Source organism: Microbacterium sp. cf046 (assembly GCF_900114345.1).
Taxonomy (GTDB): domain Bacteria; phylum Actinomycetota; class Actinomycetes; order Actinomycetales; family Microbacteriaceae; genus Microbacterium.
The window spans coordinates 728,397-751,920 of record NZ_FOZJ01000001.1 but is presented as its reverse complement, the minus strand read 5'-3'; the positions used below and the strand labels follow the sequence as shown (position 1 = coordinate 751,920).

21 protein-coding genes are annotated in these 23,524 nt (G+C 69.1%); 9 read left to right on the top strand and 12 right to left on the bottom strand.

Annotation, left to right across the window (positions count from 1 at the left end; all coding sequences use genetic code 11):
- Window positions 1-4: 4 nt before the first annotated feature.
- From BM349_RS03430 to BM349_RS03420, 3 genes are read right to left on the bottom strand one after another with little or no spacing between them, the layout of a single operon-like run.
- A complete protein-coding gene (locus BM349_RS03430) occupies window positions 5-1,483 on the bottom strand; it encodes an aminotransferase class I/II-fold pyridoxal phosphate-dependent enzyme (protein WP_217645645.1) in 1,479 nt (492 codons plus the stop codon).
- Entirely contained in the window at window positions 1,480-2,664 is a 1,185-nt protein-coding gene (locus tag BM349_RS03425) for a M20/M25/M40 family metallo-hydrolase (protein WP_091702855.1), read from the bottom strand. Before BM349_RS03425 ends, BM349_RS03430 begins: the two co-directional genes overlap by 4 nt.
- Window positions 2,665-2,673: 9 nt before the next feature.
- Complete coding sequence (locus BM349_RS03420) at window positions 2,674-3,480, bottom strand: IclR family transcriptional regulator (RefSeq protein WP_091702852.1); 807 nt, start codon at window positions 3,478-3,480, stop codon at window positions 2,674-2,676.
- Window positions 3,481-3,583: 103 nt separating this feature from the next.
- On the opposite strand from BM349_RS03420, the gene BM349_RS03415 reads away from it, so the two are divergent.
- Genes BM349_RS03415 through BM349_RS03405 form a run of 3 tightly spaced genes read left to right on the top strand, consistent with a single transcriptional unit; the run spans window position 3,584 to window position 7,635 of the window.
- Window positions 3,584-5,176, top strand: a complete 1,593-nt coding sequence (locus BM349_RS03415; protein ID WP_091702850.1) for an FAD-dependent monooxygenase — start codon at window positions 3,584-3,586, stop codon at window positions 5,174-5,176.
- A complete protein-coding gene (locus BM349_RS03410) occupies window positions 5,173-6,126 on the top strand; it encodes an amidohydrolase family protein (protein ID WP_091702848.1) in 954 nt (317 codons plus the stop codon). Before BM349_RS03415 ends, BM349_RS03410 begins: the two co-directional genes overlap by 4 nt.
- Window positions 6,127-6,153: 27 nt before the next feature.
- A complete protein-coding gene (locus BM349_RS03405; protein ID WP_091702844.1) occupies window positions 6,154-7,635 on the top strand; it encodes an aldehyde dehydrogenase family protein in 1,482 nt (493 codons plus the stop codon).
- Here the strand turns inward: BM349_RS03405 and BM349_RS03400 are convergent.
- The 7 genes from BM349_RS03400 to BM349_RS03370 form a co-directional block, all read right to left on the bottom strand.
- On the bottom strand, window positions 7,623-8,384 hold the full coding sequence (locus tag BM349_RS03400; protein ID WP_091702841.1) for an SDR family oxidoreductase: 762 nt from the start codon (window positions 8,382-8,384) through the stop codon (window positions 7,623-7,625). The two genes, BM349_RS03405 and BM349_RS03400, sit on opposite strands and share 13 nt — an antisense overlap.
- A complete protein-coding gene (locus BM349_RS03395) occupies window positions 8,381-9,721 on the bottom strand; it encodes an MFS transporter (RefSeq protein ID WP_091702836.1) in 1,341 nt (446 codons plus the stop codon). The genes BM349_RS03400 and BM349_RS03395 overlap by 4 nt, the downstream gene beginning before the upstream one ends.
- Before the next feature lie 54 nt (window positions 9,722-9,775).
- The gene (locus BM349_RS03390) at window positions 9,776-10,855 is read right to left on the bottom strand and encodes an amidohydrolase family protein (protein WP_091702833.1); all 1,080 of its coding nucleotides are present in this window, start codon (window positions 10,853-10,855) and stop codon (window positions 9,776-9,778) included.
- 2 nt (window positions 10,856-10,857) lie between these two features.
- Complete coding sequence (locus BM349_RS03385) at window positions 10,858-11,730, bottom strand: alpha/beta hydrolase (protein ID WP_091702830.1); 873 nt, start codon at window positions 11,728-11,730, stop codon at window positions 10,858-10,860.
- Between the two features lie 33 nt (window positions 11,731-11,763).
- Window positions 11,764-12,195, bottom strand: a complete 432-nt coding sequence (locus tag BM349_RS03380) for an HIT family protein (protein WP_091702826.1) — start codon at window positions 12,193-12,195, stop codon at window positions 11,764-11,766.
- The gene (locus BM349_RS03375; RefSeq protein WP_091702822.1) at window positions 12,192-13,064 is read right to left on the bottom strand and encodes an NmrA family NAD(P)-binding protein; all 873 of its coding nucleotides are present in this window, start codon (window positions 13,062-13,064) and stop codon (window positions 12,192-12,194) included. Before BM349_RS03375 ends, BM349_RS03380 begins: the two co-directional genes overlap by 4 nt.
- 72 nt (window positions 13,065-13,136) lie before the next feature.
- Entirely contained in the window at window positions 13,137-13,823 is a 687-nt protein-coding gene (locus tag BM349_RS03370) for a GntR family transcriptional regulator (protein ID WP_175525176.1), read from the bottom strand.
- A 118-nt stretch (window positions 13,824-13,941) separates the two neighbouring features.
- Between BM349_RS03370 and BM349_RS03365 the strand changes: the two genes are divergently transcribed.
- From BM349_RS03365 to helR, 5 genes are all read left to right on the top strand, one after another.
- Complete coding sequence (locus BM349_RS03365; RefSeq protein WP_091702815.1) at window positions 13,942-16,287, top strand: transketolase-like TK C-terminal-containing protein; 2,346 nt, start codon at window positions 13,942-13,944, stop codon at window positions 16,285-16,287.
- A gap of 54 nt (window positions 16,288-16,341) precedes the next feature.
- Window positions 16,342-16,953 (top strand): VOC family protein, encoded by a 612-nt coding sequence (locus BM349_RS03360; RefSeq protein WP_091702812.1) that lies wholly within the window; start codon window positions 16,342-16,344, stop codon window positions 16,951-16,953.
- Between the two features lie 7 nt (window positions 16,954-16,960).
- The gene (locus BM349_RS03355; RefSeq protein WP_091702808.1) at window positions 16,961-17,821 is read left to right on the top strand and encodes a fumarylacetoacetate hydrolase family protein; all 861 of its coding nucleotides are present in this window, start codon (window positions 16,961-16,963) and stop codon (window positions 17,819-17,821) included.
- A gap of 81 nt (window positions 17,822-17,902) precedes the next feature.
- The gene (locus BM349_RS03350) at window positions 17,903-19,156 is read left to right on the top strand and encodes a M23 family metallopeptidase (protein ID WP_091702804.1); all 1,254 of its coding nucleotides are present in this window, start codon (window positions 17,903-17,905) and stop codon (window positions 19,154-19,156) included.
- A 153-nt stretch (window positions 19,157-19,309) separates the two neighbouring features.
- Window positions 19,310-21,496: an RNA polymerase recycling motor ATPase HelR gene (helR, locus tag BM349_RS03345; protein ID WP_091702800.1), complete on the top strand. Its 2,187-nt coding sequence runs from the start codon at window positions 19,310-19,312 to the stop codon at window positions 21,494-21,496.
- Here the strand turns inward: helR and BM349_RS03340 are convergent.
- Window positions 21,469-22,410: a diacylglycerol/lipid kinase family protein gene (locus BM349_RS03340; RefSeq protein WP_091702797.1), complete on the bottom strand. Its 942-nt coding sequence runs from the start codon at window positions 22,408-22,410 to the stop codon at window positions 21,469-21,471. The two genes, helR and BM349_RS03340, sit on opposite strands and share 28 nt — an antisense overlap.
- 214 nt (window positions 22,411-22,624) lie before the next feature.
- Here BM349_RS03340 and BM349_RS03335 point away from each other — a divergent pair, with 214 nt between their 5' ends.
- Window positions 22,625-22,957 carry a hypothetical protein gene (locus BM349_RS03335; RefSeq protein WP_091702794.1) on the top strand — a complete coding sequence of 111 codons (333 nt, stop codon included), beginning with the start codon at window positions 22,625-22,627 and terminating at the stop codon, window positions 22,955-22,957.
- Between the two features lie 18 nt (window positions 22,958-22,975).
- On the opposite strand, the gene BM349_RS03330 is transcribed toward BM349_RS03335, so the two are convergent.
- Window positions 22,976-23,419, bottom strand: a complete 444-nt coding sequence (locus tag BM349_RS03330) for a MarR family transcriptional regulator (protein WP_254773703.1) — start codon at window positions 23,417-23,419, stop codon at window positions 22,976-22,978.
- Between the last annotated feature and the right edge of the window lie 105 nt (window positions 23,420-23,524).

Sequence of the window (23,524 nt, the reverse complement as noted above, 5' to 3'; positions counted from 1 at the left end):
GGGCTCAGCGGGAGACGACCTGGATCGTCCTGAGCGTGGGATCGGCCGCGTAGGCGATCCGGCCGCCGTCGGCGAGCGTCGAGCGCAGCGCATCGATCGCGGCGGCCGTGACGATCTCACCCGGAGCGAGCACCGGTACTCCCGGCGGGTAGGGCGCGATCAGTTCGGCGCAGACCCGGCCGGGCGCGGCGGATGCCGGAACGGTCTCGTGCGGCGCGAAGAACGCCGTCCGCGGATCGAGCGCCGACTCCGACTCGACGGTCCACGCCGACGACGGCATCATGCGGCGCGGCGCCCCCCGGTGCCGTTCGATCGACGAGATGAGCGCCTCGACGAGTCTCGTGACGCTGGATTCGTCGTCGGCGAGCGTCACGATCGGGATGAGCACGTCACGGTCGGCCATCTCCAGCGGCAGGCCCGTCTCGAGCAGGTCCGCCTCCACGTCGTGGCCGTGGGCTCCGGTGCCGGCCAGCAGCACGACGAGCTTCGCAGGGTCCACCTCGAGCCATCCATCCGGATGCTGCGCCCCACGGCTCGTGAGCGTGACGAGTCCCCCGACCGCGCTCAGTCGCTCACGCGCCGAGTGCACCAGCGCGATGAGGCGGTCGACGAGTACGGCTCCGTGACGCTGGAGCAGGGCGCGAGACGCATCCGTACTCGCGAGGATCGCGCCCGCCGCGCTCGTCGACTGAGACGCGTCGAATCCGCGCTCCAGGCGGTCCGCGTCCAGGAGCCCGCCGGTCCTCGTGGTGCGCGCGAGCAGCAGCGCCGCCTGGCTCCACGCCGGGAGGGTCTTGTGCGCGCTCGTCACGAGCGCATCCGCGCCCTGCGTCAGCGCGTGCGGCGGCATGAACGGTGAGAAGCCGAAGTACGCGGCCCACGCGGCATCCACCACGAGCGGCACGCCGGCCTCGTGCGCGGCGCCCGCGAGGCCCGCGATGTCCGACATCGTCCCGACGTAGGAGGGGTCGCCGACGATCACGCCGCACGCATCCGGATTCTCGGCGAGCGCGTGTCGCACGGCCGCGACGGGCACCGCGCCCGGCAATCCGGTGGCGGCGTCGATCTCGGGCCGCACCCACACCGGCCGCAACCCTGCGAACACGATGCCGAGCAGCAGCGACCGGTGCAGAGTCCGCGAGATCACGACCGACTGACCGGGCCGCCCGAGCGCGAGCACAGCCGCCTGGTTGGCGTGGGTCGAGCCGCCGACCGACAGGCGTGCGAAGTCGACGCCCCACGCCGCTGCGGCCCGCCGTTCGGCGTCGCCGAGCACACCGCCGCTCTGCTTCATCGAGTCCAGCCCGCCGACGAACGGAACGTCGCCGCGAATCACCTCGCCGACCAGATCGGTGCGGTGCTTGTGGCCCGGAATCGTGAACGGGGTGATGCCTCCGTCGCGCACGCCGGCATCGAATCGCAGCCACGCCGCAAGGAGCGGCGCGTCGTCGGCGAGACTCAGGGGGTCGCGCGGATCGGTCACGATGCCTCCAGGAACTTGCCGACGGCGTCTGCGAGCGCCACCGGGAAACGGCGCAGCTGCGTGAGGTCGACCCATTCGTCGACGGCATGCAGGCCGCCGCCGGCCGGACCGCACACCACGGTGGGAACTCCCGCCGCCTGCCACAGCGCCGACTCCATCCAGTACGGTGCGCCGACCCGTCGCGGTGGAGCGCCGGTGGCGGCCAGCGACGCAGCCAAGGCCTCGGCGAGGGCTGCCGCCGGACCCGCGGCATCCATCTCCCACGCGTCGCGCGCGATCTTGGGGCGGACGTGTGCGCGCACGCCTGGAGCACCGGCGACCACGGCATCGACGAGCGCACGCACGTCGTCATACGCTGCCGTCGGCGATTCGCCCGGCAGGGTGCGGCGTTCGATCACGGCCTCCGCGTGCGCGGCGATCGTGAACGCCGCCGTGCCGCCGCGGGCGACGGTCGTCATCAGTGACCCGTGCGCGAGGAGCGGATGCTCGGGCACACCGTGCAGCTCGTGATCGCGGCCCGCGACGGCGACGAGCAGGTCGCCGAGCGGCTTGAGCGCATCGATGCCCTCGCCGGGCTGCGACGAGTGCGCTGCCCGTCCCTCCATCTCGACCACTGCGACGCCGTATCCACGATGCGCCACCGCGAGGTCGAGCCAGGTGGGCTCCGCGATGAGGCACGCGTCCATCCGCGTGGCCTCGCCGATCAGGTCGTCGATGACCGCGACCGCGCCGAGGCTCGCGTCCTCCTCGTCTGCGACCAGCGTCACGATGATCCGACCTGGTGCGCCCGCGGCTGCCAGAAGCCCGGCGGCGACGATGATCCCCGCGACGCCGCCCTTCATGTCGCTGGTGCCGCGGCCGCTGAGCCGGTCGTCCTCGGCGCGGGCGGTGAACGGATCATCCATCCCTTCCACGCCGACCGTGTCCAGGTGGCCGTTGAGCACGACGGTCGCGCCCTGGCGGGGACCGTCGCGCACGGCGATCACGCTCACCCGGCGCGGGTCCGCCGCAGGCGTGACACATCGGACGGCGAAGCCCGCGGCATCCAGTCGGTCCGCTGCGAACGCCGCGATCGCCGCTTCGCCCGGCGCACCCGGAGCCAGGCTCGGACTGACCGAGTCGATGGCGACGAGGCCCCGCGTGAGCTCCAAGACCTCGCTGGCTGGATCGGAGCGGGGCATGCTCACACCCTAGCCAGGAGAGCGACCGGCCTGCGGGTCACGTCCACCCCGTGCGAGATCGCGCGAGATCGCGCGCGCGATCGCGACGACGGCGGGCTCGAGCATCCGAGTATCGAGCGAGCCGTCGGCACCCACCACCGAGATGACCGCCGCGCAGTCACCCGAGCGATCGAAGATCGGTGCCGCCACGGAGGCAGCGGGTTCCGGCAGCGCGCGTGCCATGTGGACGACCCCGCTCGTCCGCACCTCATGCAACTGGGTCCGCAGGTCGACCGCGGCCAATGGGATGTGCTCGGGTTCGAGGAAGAGCTCTCGCTGAAGATACGACTCCTGGAACTCGGGCCGGCTGTGCGCGAGGAGGACGAGGCCGAGCCCGGTGCCATGAAGGGGCACACGCGCTCCGACGTGATAGAGGACCTTGCCGGCGCCGGGTGCGGAGAGTCGCTCGACGATGACACCCTCGTCCTTCTCCCTCACAGCGAGCTGCACGTGCTGGCGGCTTGCCCGGTGGAGGTCCTCCATGTAGGGCAGCGCGATCGCACGCAGTCCGTGCCCGCGCGGCGCCAATGCCGCGTATTCCAGCATCCGCAGACCCATCGTGAAGGTGCCGTCGCTCCGGCGCTCGAGGGCCCCCAGCCGGCTCAGGTGCTGCGCGAGCCGAAGTGTGGAGCTGAGCGGGATGCCGGCACGATCGCTCAGCCGGGTCAAGGTCATGCTCGTCTCCGCATCGGTGAACGCGTCGAGCAGACGGAACGCGCGGTCGAGCACCGGTTCGCCGGAGGCGGGGCGGCCGCCACGGCGCGTCGTCGTCGTCATCCGGGCCATCCTGCCATTCATTGAAAGTCTCGGCAACGACCAGGGAGCACAGGGAGATGATCGGACAGTCGACGACGACCAGACCGAGCACCGGAGCCTGCACATGCCCGAGGAGATACTGCCCGTACTCGTGGTCGGCGGCGGACCCGTCGGACTGTCCCTCGCCGAGGAGCTCGCGTTCCACGGCGTTGCGGTGACCGTGGTCGAACCGCGTACCGTCGTGAACCACTCGCGGCCACGGGCCAAGACCACGACGGTGCGGACGATGGAGCACTTCCGCCGATGGGGCATCGCGGAGCAGGTTCGCGATGCCGCGCCCTTGAAGCCGGAATGGTCGCAGCGGGTGACCTTCGTGCAGACGGTGGCCGGTCAGGAGATCACGCACGTCGACGGCTGCCTCGGACTCGACCACGCGCCGGACCTCGCACCCGAGCGTGCGCAGCAGGTGACTCAGCCGATCGTCGAGGAGGTGCTGCGCGCCGACCTCGCCCGAAAGGAGGAGGTTCGACTCCTGTTCGGCTGGAGGGCGGTCGAGGTCACCGATGGCCCGGAACATGCGGTGGTCGTCATCGCGAATGCCGACGGCGACCGTCGCGCGATCGCCGCGCGCTGGGTGGTGGGCGCCGACGGACCCCGCAGCATCGTGCGGGAGGCGATGGGCGCTCGGTACGAGGGTGCCGCTGGCGGGCGGCCGAACGTCAACATCACGTTCAGATCGACACGTCTCGCGAGTGCGATCCCGCACCCGCCTTCGATCCACTACTGGGTGCTGAATCCCGACTCTCCCGGGGTCGTCGGCCCCCTCGACGACGCCGGAACCTGGTGGGCGATCTCCACCGGAACATCTCAGGTCGATGACGACGGACACGCGACGCAGATCGTCCGCGCGCTCGTCGGCGCCGACATCGACGTCGAGATCCTCGCGACCGACCCATGGCAGGCGAAGTCGCTCCTCGCCGACCGGTATCGCCGCGGTCGCCTGTTCATCGTGGGAGACGCCGCGCACCAGAATCCGCCGTGGGGCGGTCACGGCTTCAACACCGGCGTCGGGGATGCCGTCAACCTCGGGTGGAAGCTCGCCGCGGTAGACGCCGGATGGGCTCCGGACACCCTCCTGGACAGTTACGGCGACGAGCGTCGCCCGATCGAGGAGCAGACGATCGCGCTGGCATCGTCCAATATGAGCTCGCTGTCGACCGATCTGAGCAACCCTGCCCTGATGACCTCCGGCGAGGAGTTCGAGGCCGCTCGGGACGAACTCGGGCCTGCGATCTGGCGACTCAAGTCGCCGGAGTTCTTCAGTTCGGGCTTGGTTCTCGGGTACGGCTACGGCCCGACGTCGCGCGACCAGGCACCGACATCGTCCGAGTATCGTCCCCTCATCGCGGCCGGAAACAGGCTTCCGCACCGCTCCGTGCGCGGCCGCGCGATCTACGACCTTCTCGGGCCCTGCTTCACGGCGATCGGTCGCGCGGACGCCGTCACTCCATTGCTCGCGGAGGCATCGGAGCGCGGCATCCCTGTCGTGCATCTCGAGACTGCGGACCTCGAGCTGATCCTGGTCCGCCCCGACCAGCACATCGCCTGGGTGGGGGCCGCCCCCGCCGACTGGACGGAGGTCTGGGACGCCGCCGTGCGAGGGTTCCCGGCTCCGCACGCGGTGCCGCCCGCCTCTGCTTCGGCGATGGTCCCATGAAGATCATCGCGATCGAGGAGCACATGCTGCCCGGCGACATCGTCGAGCGGGCCGGCCTCGATCTCGGCTCCCGAGCCGGCAGAAGAGCCGCGCAGCTCGATGACCTGGGCGAGGGCCGCCTGCAGATCATGGACGAAGCCGGCATCGACATGCAGGTGCTGTCGGCGCTCGGCTACTTCGTGCAGGATCTCGATCCCGCATCATCGGTCCGGTGGAGCCGCGAACTCAACGACCGGCTGGCTGCGACGGTGGCGCGCTACCCGAGCCGGTTCCGCGCGTTCGCTTCGCTGCCGATGACCGATCCGGCCGCGGCCGTCGACGAGTTCGTGCGCTGCGCGGAGGAGCTGGGGTTCGCAGGCGCCATGATCCACGGCCAGACGCACGGCGTCTTCCTCGACCACCCGTCAGTCCGACCCATCCTGCGATGCGCCGAACGGCTGAACATGCCGATCTACCTGCACCCTGCGCCGGCGCCACCCGTCGTGCAGGAGGCGTATTTCTCCGGCCTGCCGCCGGATGCCGCCGCCTGCCTCTCGACCTCGGGCTGGGGGTGGCACGCGGAGTGCGGGATGCACGTGCTTCGGATGGTCGTGGCAGGGGTGTTCGAAGAGCTGCCCGATCTGAAGGTCATCGTCGGCCACATGGGCGAGGGTCTCCCGTTCCATCTCGATCGGATCGAGAGCATGCTCAGTCCGGTCGTCACCGGCAACTCCCTCACCGTCGCCGAAACGCTCCGACGGAGCCTGTACCTCACCACCTCCGGGTACAACACCGATGCCCCGCTGCTGTGCGCACTCGCCGCGTTCGGCGTCGACCGGGTCATGTTCTCCGTGGATCACCCGTTCGGCGACAGCAGCGCGGCGACGACTTACCTGCGCGCAGCGCCGGTGACCTCGCACGATCGGGAGAAGATCGCCCACGGCAACGCCGAATCGCTGCTGCGCATCTGAGCTGCGCACGTCTCACGAAGGAGCAGAATGTCCATCTTCCGCGGGCGGGGAACGCCGACTGTCACATCGCACTTCATCGACGGCGGCTGGACCGATCGCTCCGGCCCGACGTTCGAAGTGCGCAACCCCTTCGACGATGCACTCGTCGCCGAGGCGGCCGCCGGCAGCACAGCCGACATGCGGGCCGCCATCGACGCGGCTTCGGCGGCCTTTCCGGCGTGGGCCGACCTCGCCCCGGGCGCACGGCAGCAGCTCTTCCTTCGCGCTGCGGACATCGTCGACCGTCGTCACGAAGAGCTCGTTCAACTGATGGCCCTAGAGGGCGGCGCCAGCCGCGCCTTCTCCTCGTTCCAGATCCGACTGTCCTCGGCGATGCTGCGCCAGGCCGCCAGCTGGGCCTATCTGCCTGCCGGAGATGTGCTTCGCAGCGACGCGCCAGGGCGGATGGCGATGGTCACCCGAAAGCCGCTCGGGGTGGTGGCCGGCTTCACTCCGTGGAACGGAGCGTTCTACCTGGCGTGGCGGACCTTCCTGCTGCCCATGGCCTTCGGCAACACGACAGTCATCAAGCCGTCGGAGCTGGCCCCGCTGTCGGCGGGATTGATCCACGCTGAGATCCTGCAGGAGGCCGGCTTTCCTCCCGGGTCCTTCAATGTGGTCACGAACGCGCCGGGAGACGCTCCCGCCCTCGCTGACTTGTTCTTCGACAGCCCGGCGGTGCGCTGCATCAACTTCACCGGCTCGGACAAGACGGCCCGCATCCTGGGCGAGCGTGCGGGCAGGGCCTTGAAGCGGCTGGTCCTCGAGCTCGGGGGTTTCAACCCGGTCGTGATCCTCGAGGATGCCGACATCGAAGAGTCCATCAGGGCCGTGACCTTCGGCGCGTTCCTGCACCAGGGCCAGGTCTGCATGAATTCGCGCAAGGTCTATGTCGCCAGGGCCGCTCACGACGAATTCGTCGCGGGACTGTCGAACCGCGTCCGGGCGCTCAAGAGCGGGGATCCCACCGACCCCGATGTCGTCATCGGGCCGCTGATCACCGACCGAGCGGTGGAGCAGATCGACGAGCGCGTCAGGGATGCCGTCGATCGCGGCGCGACGCTGGTCACCGGTGGCCGCTTCGATGGGCGCGTGTACGAGCCCACGATCCTCGCGCACGTGCCCGCCGACGCGATCTGCACGACCGGCTCCGACGAGACGTTCGGACCGCTGCTGGTGATCGAGGCGTTCGACGATCTCGACGTCGCACTCCGTGACGCGCAGAACACCCCGTATGGCCTCAGCGCGTCGATCATGACGGCCGACCGAGCACGCGGCTGGGACATCGCGGAGCGATTCGACGCCGGCATCGTGCACGTCAACGCACCCACGATGGCCAGCGAGGCCGCGCTCCCGGTCGGCGGGGTCAAGGACAGCGGGTGGGGCCGCTCGGGGCACTACGCGATCGAGGACTTCACCGAGATCCGGCTCATGACGGTGAGCAGCGAGCCCGGTCGCTACCCGTTCTGAACGGGCGAGGCCATCAGGTCGTTGAAGCGACCGGTGATCGCGATGTCGTCGACCCGCTGCGCGTCCCTGCGCTCGCGCGCACGAGCCACGTAGGCCTCGGGCTCACCCGCCTCGAGCGCCTCGAGGGTCTCTGCGAGGAACGCATCCAGCGGCATCGCGCGGGCGTCGGTGAGGTTCACCGGCTGCAGCGCGGTCCGCGTCAGGGGCGGCGCGATCTCGATGACCTCCGGACCGCCGTCTCGCAGCCGATAGCGCAACGAGAGCGTGTACGAGTGCATCGCGGCCTTCGTCGCGGAGTACAGCGACGACCGGGCCAGCGGCACGTAGCCGAGCATCGACGTCACATTGACGATCGCCGCATCCGGAACGGAGCGCAGATGGTCGATGAACGCCGAGATCATGCGGATCGGGCCGAGGAGATTGGTGGAGAACACCAGGTCCAGATCCCGCTCGTCGATCGGCGCGGTCGGATCGTCGTCGATCATCACTCCGGCGTTGTTGATCAGGACATTCAGTCCGGGATGACGGGCCAGCACCAGGGCCGCCGCTTCAGCGATGCCGGCGGCATCCGTGACGTCCAGAGCGAGCATCTCGATGCCCGGATTCGCGGCTGCGACCTCGGCCAGCAGCGCTGGCTTGTGACCTGCGACGATCACCCTGTTGCCACGAGCGTGCAGGGCCTCGGCGAGTCCGCGGCCGATACCCGACCCACCGCCCGTGATGAGGATGGTGCTGCCGGAGAGCTTCATCGAGGTGCGGAAGGCTCAGCCGCAGCCTCGGCCGCCGCGCTCGGCGCACGCTCGGGGGCGGCGCCTGCCCGGACTCGTACCGGCACCAGAACAGCGAAGACCGCACCCAGGACTCCGACGAGGGCGAATGCGTAGAAGTTCCATTCATCAGGGAGTCCGGACGAGACCACCCTCGCGCCGAGGATCGGGCCGAGGATGGCGCCGATCCGGCCGACGGCGAGCGCCCAGCTGAGCCCGGTGCCGCGCAGGTCCTCCGGGTAGCGGGTGACGATGAACGCGTTCACGAGCGCCTGCGACCCCATCAGGCCGAACCCCGCCACGAACAGCAGGACGATCAGCAGCCAGAGGTCCGGCATCTGCGCGATGAGGATGAGGCAGACAGCCCCGGCAAGGAATGCGGTCACGGTGACCCGCTTCGGACCGACGGCATCGGCGACCCTTCCGCCGAGGATCATTCCGGCGCCGGCGCCGACCGCGACGACAGCGGTGAGCAGCAGCGCCGAGTTCAACGCGTATCCCTGGGCCTGCATGATCGTGGGCAGCCATGCGGTGATCCCGAACACGAGCAGGAGCGCGCACGCAGCGGTGAGCCAGAACAGGATCGTCACGGCACGCAGCCCCGGGCGGAACAGCACTCGAACCCCGAGCCCGCGCGGCCTGTCGGCATCCACGACGACCGGCATGGGCAGCTGCATGGCCCGGGTGAGCTCCTCGGCAACCTCGCTGCGGCCGGTGCGGAGGAGGTGGACCGGACTCTCGGGAAAGAGACGGACGACGAACGGGATGGCGATGACGGCAGGGATGACACCTGCGATGAAGATCCACCGGTACGACTGGCCCGGCAGGAGCGCGGCGCCGAGCAGAGGCGCACAGAGCCCGCCGAGCGCCATACCGGCCATCACGATCCCGACGTTCCGGGCGCGATGGCCGGCGATGGACAGGTCCGCGACGTAGGCGAGGAGCGTCGGCAGGATGATGCCGAGTCCGAGCCCGACGATCCCACGCCCCGCGATGAAGACGCCCGCCGTCGGGGCGATGGCGTTCACGGCCATGCCGAGCGGGACGATGATGCTCGCGGCGATGAGCAGCCGGCGCGGCCCGACCCGGTGGGTGAGCACGCCGGAGAGGGCGGCGCCGATGAGCATTCCGAGCGCGGTCGCGGCGCCCGCGATGCCGGCGAGCGCAGTCGTCAGCCCGACAGCGGGATCCTCGAGCATGCTGGGGATCGCCACGCCGAGCGAGGCCAGGTCGTAGCCCTCGAGGATCGCAAGAGCGAATGCGAAGGTGAGCAGGGTCCGCTCGCCGATCGGGCGGACGAGGGTGCGTGCAGTGGTCATGGTGCGGAGGCTCCGATTGTGCGGTCGTGGAAAGAGGTGAGGGCGGTGGCGTCGTCACGCCTCGTCGACCACGCGGTCGCCCGCCAGCCAGACCCCGCGGATCGAGCGGGTTGCGGTGATGTCGACGGTCGGGTCGGCGCTCAGCAGCACGAGGTCGGCTCGAAGCCCGGGTGCGATCACGCCACGGTCGTCGAGTCCGAAATGCTCGGCTGCCACCGACGTGGCTGAGCGAAGGGCCTCGACCGGGGTGAGACCGGCCTCCACCAGCAGCGCCAACTCGTCATGAAGGCTGCTGCCGAACGGCGGCGATGCCGGCGCGGCAGGGGTCTCGTTCGCGTCGGTGCCCGCGAGGATCGGAACTCCGGCCGCGTGCAGTGCTCGGACCGACTCGCGCGCAGGCGCGTACGTCGGGCCAGGACCGCCCGCCGGGTTCACCCGGTCGACGATCCCCTTCATCATGGTCAGCGTCGGCACGATGACGGTTCCGGCTGCGGCGAGGCGTTCGGCCTGGGCCTGGTCGATCGGCCGGTCGAGTGGCGCGTGGGTCAGCACGTCGATGCCCGCCGTCTCCGCCATGGCGACGGCATCCGATCTCGACGCGTGCGCGACGGTGCGAAGACCGCGCGCGTGGGCGGCTGCGACGAGCGCATCGACGTCCGCCTGCTCGAATCCGGGCAGGTCGATGACGATCTTCAGGTAGTCGGCGCCCTGATCGACGCGGCGCGCGACGGCGGCCTCGGCGTCCGCCGGGCCGGCGACAAGAGACTCCTGCGCTGCGGGGATGTCCTTCATCCGCTGCGCGTGCGCGCTCGCCGGCGAGCTCATCGCCATCATGGCCGAGCGGATGTCGGTCACTCCCGCTCGGCCGCGCATCGCCTTCACGAGCGGGGCCGGTGAGCTCATGTCGAGCCCGGTGGTCACTCCCGCCGCCATCAGCAGCTCCTGCGTGTGCGGGCCGGCGAGGTGGATGTGGCAGTCGATGAAGCCGGGCACCAGGAAGCCCCCGGCCCCATCGACGATGTCGGCATCCGGCCCTGCGTCACCGGCGATCACCTCGCCGTCGATCACCACATCACGCGCATCGGTGAAACCGTCGCCGTCGTAGACGTGGACGTTTCGCAGGACCGTCGCCATGCCTAGACCGCCGCAGTCCGCGCGGAAGCCTTCGCGAACGCGAGCTGCGCCTCGTGGAACTCGCCGCTGGGCAGGTGGAAGTCGATGCAGTGCCCGCTGCCGAGCTGCAGCGCGGCGTCCACTGACGCGGCCGCGGTGAATCCGGCCCGGTACTCGTCGATCTCGTCCTGGCTCGTCACCCAGAGGTGGTCGAACTCGCCCTGGCGGTGATGCACCGGGACGGTCACCTGTCCGGTGACCTCGGCACGCCGGTCGATCCATCCACCCGTGATGTCGAGCAGCTCGGCCTTGGGCACGAGCGTGTTGGAGGGGTAGCTGGCGGCCGGCATGTCAGCGGCGATGGTGTCGGCCGGTCCGAACATGAGCTGGTCCTTCATCGGCACCGGCAGGTCGATCATGGGGATCGGCGGCAGCGCCGCCCAGGCGCCGGCAGACTCCGCGGGCACGCGCACGAGGCAGCCCGAGGTCGCGAGACCGAGCAGCGGCCATGAGGGGTGCGACGCGGCGATCGCGGTCGCAACCGCACCGCCGATCGAGTGGGCGATGAGCACGACGCCGGATGCCCCACCTCCGTGCTGCTCCCAGATCTCGCCGATCGCGGTGCTCAGCACGTCGGCATTCGCCAGGATGATCGAACCATCGCTTTCGAGCGGGGTCGATCCGACGTAGTTCGGCCGGTCGAGCGCGATGACGGGTACCCCGGCAGCTTCGCCTCGGTCCAGCAGCGAATAGCCGGGGATGTCGAAGTACTCCGATGTGTACGTTCCGCCATGCAGGGCGATGACCAGCGGCGTGCCCGCTGCGGCCTCGACGTTGTTGCGGCGACCGGTGTAGGCGCGGCCGTCGGCGGAGGTGTGGGTGAATGACGTGGACATCGTCGTCCTTTCGGTTGGGTTTGCTGGAACGGGTCAGGCGGTGGCGGGTTGGCGGAGAAGGGCCGCGCGCACGTCGGCGGCGATGGAGAGTGAGGCGACCGGATCGCGGTTCGCCTCGCGAAGGGCGAGGATGCCGGCGCCGCGGTGTTCGGATGCGAGGTCGGCGGGGCGGGCGATGACGAGGAAATGGAAGTGCGGGAAGTTCTCGCCGAAGCTCAGGAAGTACACGGTCGGCGCCCCGGTCGCCTCACGGACCGCTCCGGCGATCCGCTGCGAGACACCGCCGAAGCCGGCGGCTTCGTCGGCGGACAGGTCGGACCACCCCTCGGCGTGCCTTCGCAGGCGCAGGATGTACCAGCCCGGAACGTCGTAGCCTTCGGCCACGTCGCAGGACCAGGTCTCGTCACGGAACACGATCGACGCGGCATCCGTCGATTCGAGATCGCACGGGAGGCAGGCGCTCATGCGGGCACCGCGGGCGAGGCCACAGCCTCGTCGAGGAACGCCTCGATCGTGCGCGGATCCGCCCCGGTGACCCGGCGGACCGTGTCGGTCACGAACTCGGATTCGCCGTTCTTGAACAGCTCGTACATCTCTCGGAAGTGATCTGATTCCCACTCCGCCATGCCGCGACCGACGAGCGACGCACGCACCTGATCGAGCGTCACGTCGACAACGGTCGCGGCCTCGCCGGTGCGCTCTGAAACCAGCTGAGCGAGTTCCGGATAGCCGACCGGTCGAGGGCCGGTCAGCGCGAGCGTCTGCCCGTCCCAGTCGCGCCGAGTGAGCACACGCGCCGCAACCGCACCGACGTCGCGAGCATCGATCAGGCTGATTCCTGCCGAGCCGATCGGATTGATCACAGTGCCGGTCGCGTGAAGCGCCGCCAGCATCAGCTGCCCGACGAGCACCTGCATGAACGAGTTCGGCCGGAGGATGACGAAGGGCTGGCCGCTGTCTTGGAGGACGCGCTCGATCTCCCAGTGCTCACGGCAGGCGTAGGGCCCGTCTGCGGTGATCGCTGAGGAGGTTCCGGACAGCTTGACGATGCGGATCCCGGTGCGCCGCAGCGCGCGGATCACGCCGAGCTGAAGGTCGGCCATCGCGAAGCTGTGCGGGGACAGGAGGAAGACGCTGTCGACCCCCTCTGCCGCCGCCGCGAGCATTGCCGGCTCGGTCACGTCCCCGCCGACCACGTCGACTCCCTCGCCGAGCAGCGCGCGGGAGCGCGAGGAGTCCCGCACGAGGACGCGGGGGCGCACGCCGAGCGCGACGAGTTCGGACACCACGTGCGGCCCGACATTTCCTGTCGCCCCGAGAACCAGCACTGACATCTTCGTCCCTCGCTATTCGCTACGATATATTCTGGATGGTAAACGGCCGACGCCGAACGCACAAGGGCCGTATCAGTGGGCTTCGATCGCGCGGATGTGGTCGCGGATGCGGTCTTCGTTGCCCGACAGGTGCTCATGCAGCGCCGCGATCATGGCTTCCGGGTCCTTCTCCAGGGCCGCATCCCGCAGGAGCTGATGCTTCTCGTAGCGACGCTGGCGCTCGTCATCCGTGATCTGAGTCGGGTCGAAGACGAGGTGGGTATACCGCTCGGCCGCCATCCAGAGCGTGTGCAGCACGCGGTCGTCCCAGACATTGGCCGCCGGGTGCACGAGCGCCTCGTGGAAGTCGTAGTGGCCCTGCCACGCGACCTCCGGGTCCGGGTCACGGCTGGCTTCGAGCAGCGCGTCGAGACGCTCGATCTCCGCGGGGCTGCGATGGCCGGCCGAGGCTCCCGCCAGCGGCAGCTCGATCACATAGCGCAGGCGATAGATCGCGGCGAGATCGCTCGTGCTCAGCGGTGCAACACTCGCACTGCGCGCCTGGCGCAGCACGATCAGTCCCTGGGACTCGAGGCGGCGCAGCGCTTCGCGGATGGGAATATGACTGACGCCGAGCTGAGCCGCGAGGTCGCGAATGGAGAACTGCTCTCCGGCCGGCAACGCCCCGGTGAGCACAGCGCGGCGGATCTCTGAGGTCACGAGGTCGACGGCCGAGCTGTTGGCGCCCGCAACCGAGCGGACTTGGCCTTCCAGTGCCATCTGGTCTCCTCGCGTTCTGTCGCGTTCCATGGTGTCAGTCCGAGGAGGACGATTTCAGGTCGCCACGGTTGCGATCGCTACTGTATAAGATATATCCTGTGGCGACAAGGGGGTTCCGATGACAACGACGACGCGCCGGCCGGCGGATTCCGCGGCATCGCTCGAGGTGTTCGAGTCGATCGAGCGCAAGGTGCTCTGGCTCTCGACGGCCATCATCGATGCCGCGAACTCCCCCGTACGCAAGGACCCCGACGGCCTCAAGGTGGGAGGGCACCAGGCATCGAGTGCCTCGATGGCGACGATCATGACGGCGCTCTGGTTCACGACCCTGACCGCCGAAGATCGGGTGTCGGTCAAGCCCCACGCCTCTCCGGTCCTGCACGCCATCAATTACCTTCTGGGGGAGCTCAGCCCCGATCAGCTGGGCTCGCTGCGAGCCTTCCACGGTCTGCAGAGCTACCCGAGTCGCTCGAAGGACCCCGATACTGTCGACTACTCGACGGGCTCGGTCGGCATCGGCGCGACGGCGCCGATCTGGGGTGCGATCGCTCGACGCTATGTCGCCGACACCGCAGGAACCCCGCGCAGTGCGGGCCGACAGTACAGCCTGGTCGGGGATGCCGAACTCGATGAGGGGGCTGTCTGGGAGGCGGTGCTCGACCCGACCGTGAGCGACCTGGGCGAGATCGTCTGGATCGTGGACTTCAATCGCCAGTCGCTGGACCGCGTGGTGCCGAACATCTCGGCGACCCGCCTCCAGGCGATGTTCTCCGCCGCGGGCTGGCAGGTCATCACCCTCAAGTACGGACGCTTCCAGACCGAGCTGTTCGCTCAGCCCGGTGGCGAGCATCTCAAGCGGCGGATAGACGAGATGTCCAACCCGGAGTATCAGCGCCTCCTCCGCTGCTCGCCAGAAGAGCTGCGCGATCGCCTCCCGGGAGCGGGCGACGGCGCGACCGCGATCGCCGAACTGCTGTCGGGGCTCGACGACGCCGACCTCTCTCGTGTCATCCGCGGTCTCGGCGGTCACGACATCCCGACGCTGGTGGACGCGTTCGAGCAGATCGACGACACCCGACCGACCGTCATCTTCGCCTACACGATCAAGGGCAACGGGCTGCCGAGCGCGGGTCACCCGCAGAATCACTCGAACCTGCTCAAGGCCGATCAGTTCGCGCTCGTCGCGGCCCAGCTCGGTGAGGACGTCGACGACCCCTGGCGTCCGTTCCCTGCTGGTTCCGCGGAGGCGCTCTCCTGCTCGGCAGTCGCGCATCGCCTTCAGCGCCCCACGACCCCCACGGCCGCGCCGCCCCCAGTGCCGCAGGACTTCGGGCGCGAGATCAAGGGCCACAGCTCCACGCAGCAGGCGCTCGGCCGGCTGCTGCTCGACCTGACGCGCCAGGCCCCGGAGGCGGCGCGACGGGTGGTGACCGTGGCACCCGATGTCGCCTCGAGCACGAACCTCGGGGGGTGGGTGAACAAGGCAGGCGTCTGGTCGCCGTCCACGAAGCGCGACTGGTTCGCCGATGACGCCGAGACGATCCTGCACTGGGATGAGCGGCCGACCGGCCAGCACATCGAGCTCGGCATCGCGGAGGTCAACCTGGTCAGCCTGCTGGGCGAACTGGGCGCGACCTGGAGCCGGTGGGGCGAGCCGGTGTTCCCGATCGGAACCCTGTACGACCCGTTCGTCACACGAGCGCTCGAGCCCTGGTCGTTCGGCGTATACGGCGGCGGTCAGTCGATCCTGATCGGAACCCCGTCCGGTGTGACCTTGGCCGCCGAGGGCGGCGCTCACCAGTCCATCATCACGCCGTCGGTGGGCATCGAGCAGCCCGGTGTGGTCGCGTTCGAGCCGGCGTTCGTGCAGGACTTCGAATGGTGCATGCTCGACGCCCTCGCGCGCCTCGGGCGACCCGACGGCTCGTCGAGTTACTTCCGGCTCACCTCCCGCGTGATCGACCAGGCGCTCGCGGACGTGCCCGCGGACCCTGCCGCACGAGAGCGTCGCCGCCGACAGGTCGTCGCCGGCGGGTACGCGATGCGACGGATGCCGTCACCTGACGTGACGCTGATCGGCATGGGCGCACTCATGCCCGAAGTGCTCACCGCTGCCGATCGGCTGGAAGCGATGGGCATCGCGGCCGACGTCGTCTGCGTCACGAGCGCGGACCGCCTCTACCGCGCCGTCCGCGCGCGAAGCGGTCACGGCTCCGCGGACGCTTCGATCCTCGACCAGATCCTCCCCGCCGACCGCGCGACCCCGATCGTCACGGTCCTCGATGGGCACCCGCACTCGCTGGCCTTCCTCGCCGGCGTGCGCGGCGTGCGCAGCGTCAATCTCGGCGTCACGGAGTTCGGTCAGACCGGCACGCTCCAGGACATGTACCGCCTGCATGGCATCGGCGCAGACGCGCAGATCGCCGCCGCACTCGACCTGGTCGATCCTCCCCGCACACCCTGACCCTCAGCTGTCCGCAGTCCACCGATCACCAACCGTTCCTCGAAGGAGAGAGAAATGCCCGAGAACAAGGCAACCCACTGGCCGGCGAACCCGCCGAAACTTCACCACACCACGTTCACCACGCTCCGTATGGCGCAGATGGTGGAGTGGTACGGCCTGGTGTGCGGGCTGCGTCCCGTCTTCCAGAGCGATGAGGCATCCTGGCTGACCAACGACGAGGCGAACCACCGCATCGCCTTCCTCTCGCCCCCCGGGCTGAAGCACCCGACGGACAAGGGCCACGAGACCGGCATCCATCACACCGCGTTCGAGTTCGGCACGTTCGACATGTGGATCAACAACTACATCCGCCTGCGCGATCACGGCATCGTGCCGTTCCTCCAGCTGGATCACGGCATCACGATGTCGGTCTACTACCAGGACCCCGACGGCAACGGCGTCGAGATCCAGGTCGACGGATTCGGGGACTGGGCGGATTCGAGCGAGTGGATTGCGAACGCCAAGGAGTTCGCCGAGAACCCGATCGGCACGTGGTTCGATCCCGAGAAGCTCGTCGCCGCACGCGAGGCCGGCCTGTCCTTCCAGGAGATCCACGAACGAACGCGCGCCGGCGAGTACCTGCCCGAGCACATCCCCGAGGACATCTTCCTCCCCGAGGTGTGGTGACCGGCCGATGCGCGTAGCGAACATCCGTGGCCGGCTGAGCATCGTGGAAGGTGCGCTCGCGATCGACGTCGCCACGGCGAGCGGCGGTGCATTCAGCTCGGAGCCCGCCGAGGTGTTCGCTCGCTGGGAGGAGTTCACGACGTGGGCGGCCAACCGCGATCGAAGCGAGGATCCGGAGCCGGCGACCTATGACGACACCGATCTCGGCGCGCCCTCGCCCGCCGCGAGGCAGGTGTTCGGCATCGGTCTCAACTACGCCGACCACGCGGCGGAGTCCGGCCTGCCGATCCCGGAGCAGCCGGTCGTCTTCACGAAGTTCGCGTCGTCGGTGACCGGCCCGGTCACCGACGTCGCACTCCCCGGCGCCACGGTGGACTGGGAGGCCGAGCTCGTCGTCGTGATCGGTCGCGGCGGGCGCGGCATCCCCGTCGAAGACGCCGCGGAGCATGTCGCCGGGTACACGGTCGGGCAGGACCTCTCGGAGCGCACGGTGCAATGGCAGGGTCAGCCCGCCCAGTTCAGCATCGGCAAGTCGTTCGCGGGCTTCGCCCCGACCGGGCCCGTGATCGCGACCCTCGACGAGTTCGCCGACCCCGATCGCCTGCGGATCTCCGCGGCCATCACCGGCGATGACGGCGCTCGGACGACCGTTCAGGACGGCTTCACCGACCAGTTGATCTTCGGCGTTCCGGAGATCATCAGCCGTCTGTCGCAGGTCGTCGAGCTGCTTCCCGGAGACCTCATCTTCACGGGAACACCACCCGGGGTCGGAGCCGGGATGAAACCGCCGCGATTCCTGATCGACGGCGACGTGCTGCTCACGGAGATCGAAGGGATCGGGCAGCTGCGGCAGCGGTTCGTCGGATAGCGGCCCTGACGGCAGGGCACACCCCTACAGTGAGACTCGACCCTGCCGTCAGCGGCGGAGTCGCCGAACGGAGGAGTTGCCGTGCCCACCTCGACCGTGCGATTCGCCGCCCTCGTGATCGGGGCCGCGGCTGTGGTGCTCACAGGATGCACCGCGCCGACACCGACGGCCACGGCCACCCCGACAGCGGCACCCGACGAATCCGAGGCCGAGATGACGACCGTGGACGAATTCTCGCCGCTGATCATCTCGATGACCGAGCCAGACCCGATCCCGGTGCACGGGACCGATGGGCGCTACCACCTCGTCTATGAGCTCATCGTGCAGAACGCGTCGCCGAGGCCCGCCTCGATCGACAGCATCGTCACGTCGGCGGCCGGCCAGGAGGTCGGAGAGCTGTCCGGCGCCGACGTCATCGCCCGAACGCTGCCCATCGGGGACTATCCGTTCCCACCTGAGGCGCTGACCGAGATCCCCCCGGGAACGACCGCGCTCGTCCTGATGGACACGACCTTCGACAACCGCGATGACGTCCCTGCAGTGCTGGACCAGACGATCAGTGCCACGTTCGGCGACCTGCGGCCGAACCAGGCGAACTTCGCGTCGCTGTTTCCGACGGAGGCGGTGGCGAGCGCGACCACGCCGGTCGGGGAGGGTGAGCCGGTCGTCATCGGGCCGCCGCTCGCGGGCTCGGACTGGGTCGCCGTCAACGCGTGCTGCTCCCTCTCACCGCACCGCGGAGCCATGGTTCCGATCGGTGGTCGCATCAACGCCGCCGAGCGCTACGCGATCGACTGGTCGCGGTTCGACCTCCTCAGGCCGCCGGTCGAGAACGGCGTCCCGTCGACGTTCGAGGGCGACCCGGCCGACAATGCGAGCTACTTCACGTACGACCAGCCCGTCCTCGCCGTCGGCGACGGCGAGGTGGTCGTGGTGGTCGACGATCTGCCGGATGCCGAACCCGGGGTCCTGCAGGACAGCCTGCCGTTGAAGGACTACGGCGGAAACGTCATCGTCCTCAAGATCGCGCCCGGCGTGTACGCCTTCTATGCGCACCTCAAGCCGGGTTCGCTCCTGGTCGAGGTCGGGGACACCGTCGAGCTGGGCGATGAGCTCGCCCGCACCGGCAACAGCGGCAACACCACGGAGTCGCACCTGCACTTCCACGTGATGGACGGAATCGCACCGCTGACGGCCACGAACCTGCCGTTCGAGATCGACTCGTTCACGATGCTCGGCTCGGGCAGCGAAGACGGAAGCGAGTTCCTGTCCGACGTGAGCGAGCGCTCGAACGAACTGCCGCTGATCCTGTCCGCGATCAGCTTTCCCGAGTAGGGAGCACAGAAAAGAGAGACCCGTCGGTCTCTCCACTTTCAGGATATCGCCCGGACGGGGGCTTGCCGCAAGGCCCCCCGTTCGGCGCATACTGGTCGGCCGTGAACGATCGCCTGACGCGACGGCCACGATCCTCGGATCGGAGTTGACCCCGTGAACCCCCTCACCACAGGTGTGTTCGACCTGCCCCCACGACTGGCTGCGAAGGCGGATCCCGCGCTGATCGCGCGAGATGAGACGCACTTCGCCGCGATCGGGCACACCCTCGAGCAGTCGCTCGCCGACATCTCCAGACGACTGGATGCCGAGCGCCGGCAGCCCGGCGGCACGGGCGAGCAGGCGCTGAACCGCGACCTCGAGATCCATCGCCTGACCTCCCGGCTGGGCATGCTCCAGCGATTCGGGCTGGATCTCTGCCTCGGCCACATCCTCGGCACGGCCGATGCGGAACCCGTCTACATCGGGCGCGTCGGGCTCACGGATGCCGCAGGGCGACGCCTTCTGGTCGACTGGCGCTCCCCCGCCGCCGAGCCGTTCTTCGGAGCGACCCACGCGAACCCGATGGGACTGGCGAGCAGGCGGCGGTACCGCTGGTCCGGCGGCAGGATCAACGACTACTGGGACGAGGTCTTCACCTACGACGGACTCGAGGGCAGGGCCGCGCTCGATGACCAGTCCGCGTTCATCGCGAGTCTGGGCAGCAGCCGCTCCAGCCGGATGCGCGATGTGCTCGCGACGATCCAGGCCGACCAGGACGCGATCATCCGGGCAGGATCGAGTGGCGCGCTCGTCGTGGACGGCGGCCCCGGCACCGGCAAGACCGTGGTCGCGCTGCACCGCGCCGCCTATCTGCTCTCCTCCGACCCGCTGCTGAGCCGGAGCCGCGGCGGTGTGCTGTTCGTCGGGCCGCACCAGCCGTACCTCGCCTACGTCGAGGATGTGCTCCCAGGACTCGGGGAGGAGGGCGTGCAGCTGTGCACCCTGCGAGATCTCGTTCCCGAAGGAGCCGCTGCGGGCGTCGAGTCGGATCCCGAGGTGGCCCGCCTGAAGGCCTCAGCGCGCCTGGTGAGCGCGATCGAGCCTGCGATCGCCCTGTACGAGGAGCCGCCCACGAAGGGGATGGCGGTCGAGACCCCGTGGGGCGACGCATGGATCAGCGCCGACGACTGGGCCGAGGCTTTCGAGGCGCCCGAGCCGGGCACGGCCCACAATCAGGCTCGCGACGATGTCTGGGAGGCGCTGCTGGCGATCATCACCGACAGGTTCGACGCGGACGTTCCCGCCGGCGCGCTGCGGAGGTCGCTCGCGCAGAACGAGGACCTGGCACGGAGGTTCAGCAAAGCATGGCCATTGCTCGAACCCGACTACGTGGTCGCCAACCTGTGGTCGGTGCCCGCCTACCTGCGCCTGTGCGCACCGTGGCTCGGAGCGGATGAGGTGCAGGCGCTGCAGCGCCGGCATCCGTCCGCGTGGACGGCCTCGGATCTGCCGCTGCTGGATGCCGCGCGGCAGCGACTCGGCGACCCTGAGGCGTCGGTGCGTCGGCGTCGTCGCGAAGCGACCCTCGCGATCGAGCGCGAGGGCAGAGCCAGGGTCATCGACGACCTCATCGCCGCCGATGACTCCGAGATGATGCTCATGTCGATGCTGCGCGGAGAGGATGCGCAGAACAGCCTGGACGACGACTCCGGGCTGCCGGGCGAGGAGAAGGATTCCCTGGCCGGCCCGTTCGCGCACATCGTCGTCGATGAGGCGCAGGAGCTGACGGATGCCGACTGGCAGATGCTGCTGCAGCGCTGCCCGTCCCGCAGCTTCACGATCGTCGGCGACCGCGCACAGGCGCGGCACGGATTCACCGAGTCCTGGGCGGAGCGACTGGAGCGGATCGGGCTCGAGCGCATCAAGGTCGCCTCCCTCACCGTCAACTACCGCACGCCGATCGAGGTCATGTCCGAGGCGGAGCCTGTGATCCGCGCCGCGCTGCCGGATGCGAACGTGCCGACCTCGATCCGGAGCACCGGCATCCCGGTGATGCACGCGTCGAGAGCCGAGTTCGGAACGATTATGACGACGTGGCTCGCCGATCACGACGACGGCATCGCATGCGTCATCGGCGCTCCCGAGCTCCCGTCGACGGCGCGCGTGCGGTCGCTCACGCCGACGCTTGCGAAGGGTCTCGAGTTCGACCTCGTGGTCCTGATCGACCCCGACTCGTTCGGCGGCGGCATCGAGGGGGCCGTCGACCGTTACGTCGCCATGACCCGTGCGACCCAGCAGCTCGTGATCCTCGACGCCGATCGGGAGCGCGCTGCTCAGCGCACCCGGATGGCGGACGGCTGAATCGTCACCGAGAACGCCTTCGTCTCGCCGATCTCCTCGCCGTCGATCTCGAACGCGCGCGCCTCGGGAAGCGTCACCTCGAGCGACTTCGCGCGACCGTGATTCACGTCGTCCGTGTTCGTGAGGTCGTCGCTCTTGGTGACCAGTCGCTTGAGGCCGTTGTCCCACATCATTGTCTTCAGGGTCCCGAGCCACGCGCCGACGCCCTCTGCGCTGAGCACGAGGTAGTCCAGCTCGCCGTCGTCCGGCACCGCATCCGGAAGCAGCGTGAGACCACCCTGCAGACTTCCGCAGTTCGCGATCAGCAGGGTGTGACCCTCCTCGTCATGGGCAGGCTCGTCATCCTTCGTGATGTGGAACGGGACGACCTCGCTGGCGGCGAGCGCGCGGCCGAGCGATTCGACGTACGCAAGCCATCCGGCCTTGTCCTTCAGGTCTTCGTCCGTCTCCTCGATCATGTGCGCATCGATGCCGAACCCGATCATCACCAGGAACGCGTGGCGCTCGGTGGCCCCGTCGAGTTCGACGTCGACCCAGCCGACGTCGACGGGCCGGGTATCGCCGTCCAGCGCACGGACGAACGCGGCGGGCATGTCGTTGATCGGCACCTCGAGGTTGCGCGCGAGAAGGTTGCCTGTGCCGAGGGGAATGATGCCGAGCTGCGCGTCGGACGACACATCGGCCAGATGCTCCGCGACAGCCCGGACCGTGCCGTCGCCACCCGCGACCAGGATCAGGTCCGCCCCCGCCGCGAGCGCATCCTTCGCGACGCCCTGGCCGGGATCCTCCTCGGTCGTCTCCCACCAGCGCACCTCGGGGGCCGTGCCGTCGCCGATCGCGTCGGCGAGCCCGGCTTCGAGTGCCTCTTTGTCGGTCTTGGACGGATTCCAGATCACGGCTATCTGTATGGTCATCGACGGCTCATTTCTCTCGGCTGACACCGACGATCATCTCTCGGGTTGGTACCGACGATATGGCCCAGGGGCTCCGAACGCGCGGGCTTGACACCGCGTGCGAATCGGTTCGGTCCTCGAAGGGCCGGTGATGCCGTGAAACCCCCATAATTGCTATGTCGACGGGAGAACCCGTCGTGATCATGAGTGGGGATTTGTGATGCCGTTTCGAAGCATGAGCACGCTCCAGTCCTGGCTCGACGAGTTCGAGCAGCTGGGCTATCCGATCGCCGGGTCGGCGAGGGTCATCCCCCAGGACGGCGACGACGGCGCGGACACCGGTCTCGTGGTCTTCCAGCTCACACATGCTCCGACTCTCGCGTACCTGCAGCCGGACATGGCGGCCCTCGAATGGCTCGTGACCATGGAGGCGCGCGACACCCCCGCGACGATGAACCCCGCGACGGTGCTCGCCCTCGCGTACGAGCTGACGGTGGTCTCCGCGCTCGGGGCGTTCCTGCAGTCGAAGTCGCGGGCGTTCATGCGCCAGCAGCCCGCGACGGCCTGACGCGGGAAGACCGCCGCGCTACGTCACGGCGCGGGATGCCGATGCCGTGAGGCTGTCCAGCGCATCAGCGAGTCTCACCGAATCGTCGAGATCGGCATCCGCGATCGCCGTTGTGAATGCATCGTCGAACCGCGTCAGCACCGACCACGGCTCCGATCCCAGATCGACAGTGGCCGTGAGCCGGCTGATGCGGCGGTCGTCGGAATCGACGTCGCGGCGAACAGCGCGCCGCTCGACCAGGCGGTCGATCAAGGTCGTCACGCCGGCAGAGGTGATGCCGAGATAGTCGCGCAGGTTGCCCGGTCGCGTGCCGTCGTGACCTGCGATGTACAGCAGCGCCCGAGCATCCAGCTCGTTGACTCCGAGGGCATGCCGGGCGGCGACCAGCGCCGCAGTCCGCGCCTCCACGTAGCGGTGCAACGCCGCGACGAGCGGGGAGGGGAGAGTCGAGGCGAAGTCCACGATCCCATCCTTCCGTCCGGCGCGTGTGTCCAGGGCAACGGTAGCAGATTCATTAGACATTCTTAATGTTAGGGATTTTATCTAATTTTGCGAACTAAATGCTAG

Excerpts from the sequence above, each read along its gene's own strand:
- BM349_RS03425 (WP_091702855.1), bottom strand. The coding sequence starts at position 2,664 with ATGCCCCGCTCCGATCCAGCCAGCGAGGTCTTGGAGCTCACGCGGGGC.
- BM349_RS03420 (WP_091702852.1), bottom strand. The coding sequence starts at position 3,480 with ATGACGACGACGACGCGCCGTGGCGGCCGCCCCGCCTCCGGCGAACCG.
- BM349_RS03415 (WP_091702850.1), top strand. The coding sequence starts at position 3,584 with ATGCCCGAGGAGATACTGCCCGTACTCGTGGTCGGCGGCGGACCCGTC.
- BM349_RS03410 (WP_091702848.1), top strand. The coding sequence starts at position 5,173 with ATGAAGATCATCGCGATCGAGGAGCACATGCTGCCCGGCGACATCGTC.
- BM349_RS03405 (WP_091702844.1), top strand. The coding sequence starts at position 6,154 with ATGTCCATCTTCCGCGGGCGGGGAACGCCGACTGTCACATCGCACTTC.
- BM349_RS03400 (WP_091702841.1), bottom strand. The coding sequence starts at position 8,384 with ATGAAGCTCTCCGGCAGCACCATCCTCATCACGGGCGGTGGGTCGGGT.
- BM349_RS03395 (WP_091702836.1), bottom strand. The coding sequence starts at position 9,721 with ATGACCACTGCACGCACCCTCGTCCGCCCGATCGGCGAGCGGACCCTG.
- BM349_RS03390 (WP_091702833.1), bottom strand. The coding sequence starts at position 10,855 with ATGGCGACGGTCCTGCGAAACGTCCACGTCTACGACGGCGACGGTTTC.
- BM349_RS03385 (WP_091702830.1), bottom strand. The coding sequence starts at position 11,730 with ATGTCCACGTCATTCACCCACACCTCCGCCGACGGCCGCGCCTACACC.
- BM349_RS03380 (WP_091702826.1), bottom strand. The coding sequence starts at position 12,195 with ATGAGCGCCTGCCTCCCGTGCGATCTCGAATCGACGGATGCCGCGTCG.
- BM349_RS03375 (WP_091702822.1), bottom strand. The coding sequence starts at position 13,064 with ATGTCAGTGCTGGTTCTCGGGGCGACAGGAAATGTCGGGCCGCACGTG.
- BM349_RS03370 (WP_175525176.1), bottom strand. The coding sequence starts at position 13,823 with ATGGCACTGGAAGGCCAAGTCCGCTCGGTTGCGGGCGCCAACAGCTCG.
- BM349_RS03365 (WP_091702815.1), top strand. The coding sequence starts at position 13,942 with ATGACAACGACGACGCGCCGGCCGGCGGATTCCGCGGCATCGCTCGAG.
- BM349_RS03360 (WP_091702812.1), top strand. The coding sequence starts at position 16,342 with ATGCCCGAGAACAAGGCAACCCACTGGCCGGCGAACCCGCCGAAACTT.
- BM349_RS03355 (WP_091702808.1), top strand. The coding sequence starts at position 16,961 with ATGCGCGTAGCGAACATCCGTGGCCGGCTGAGCATCGTGGAAGGTGCG.
- BM349_RS03340 (WP_091702797.1), bottom strand. The coding sequence starts at position 22,410 with ATGACCATACAGATAGCCGTGATCTGGAATCCGTCCAAGACCGACAAA.
- BM349_RS03335 (WP_091702794.1), top strand. The coding sequence starts at position 22,625 with ATGAGCACGCTCCAGTCCTGGCTCGACGAGTTCGAGCAGCTGGGCTAT.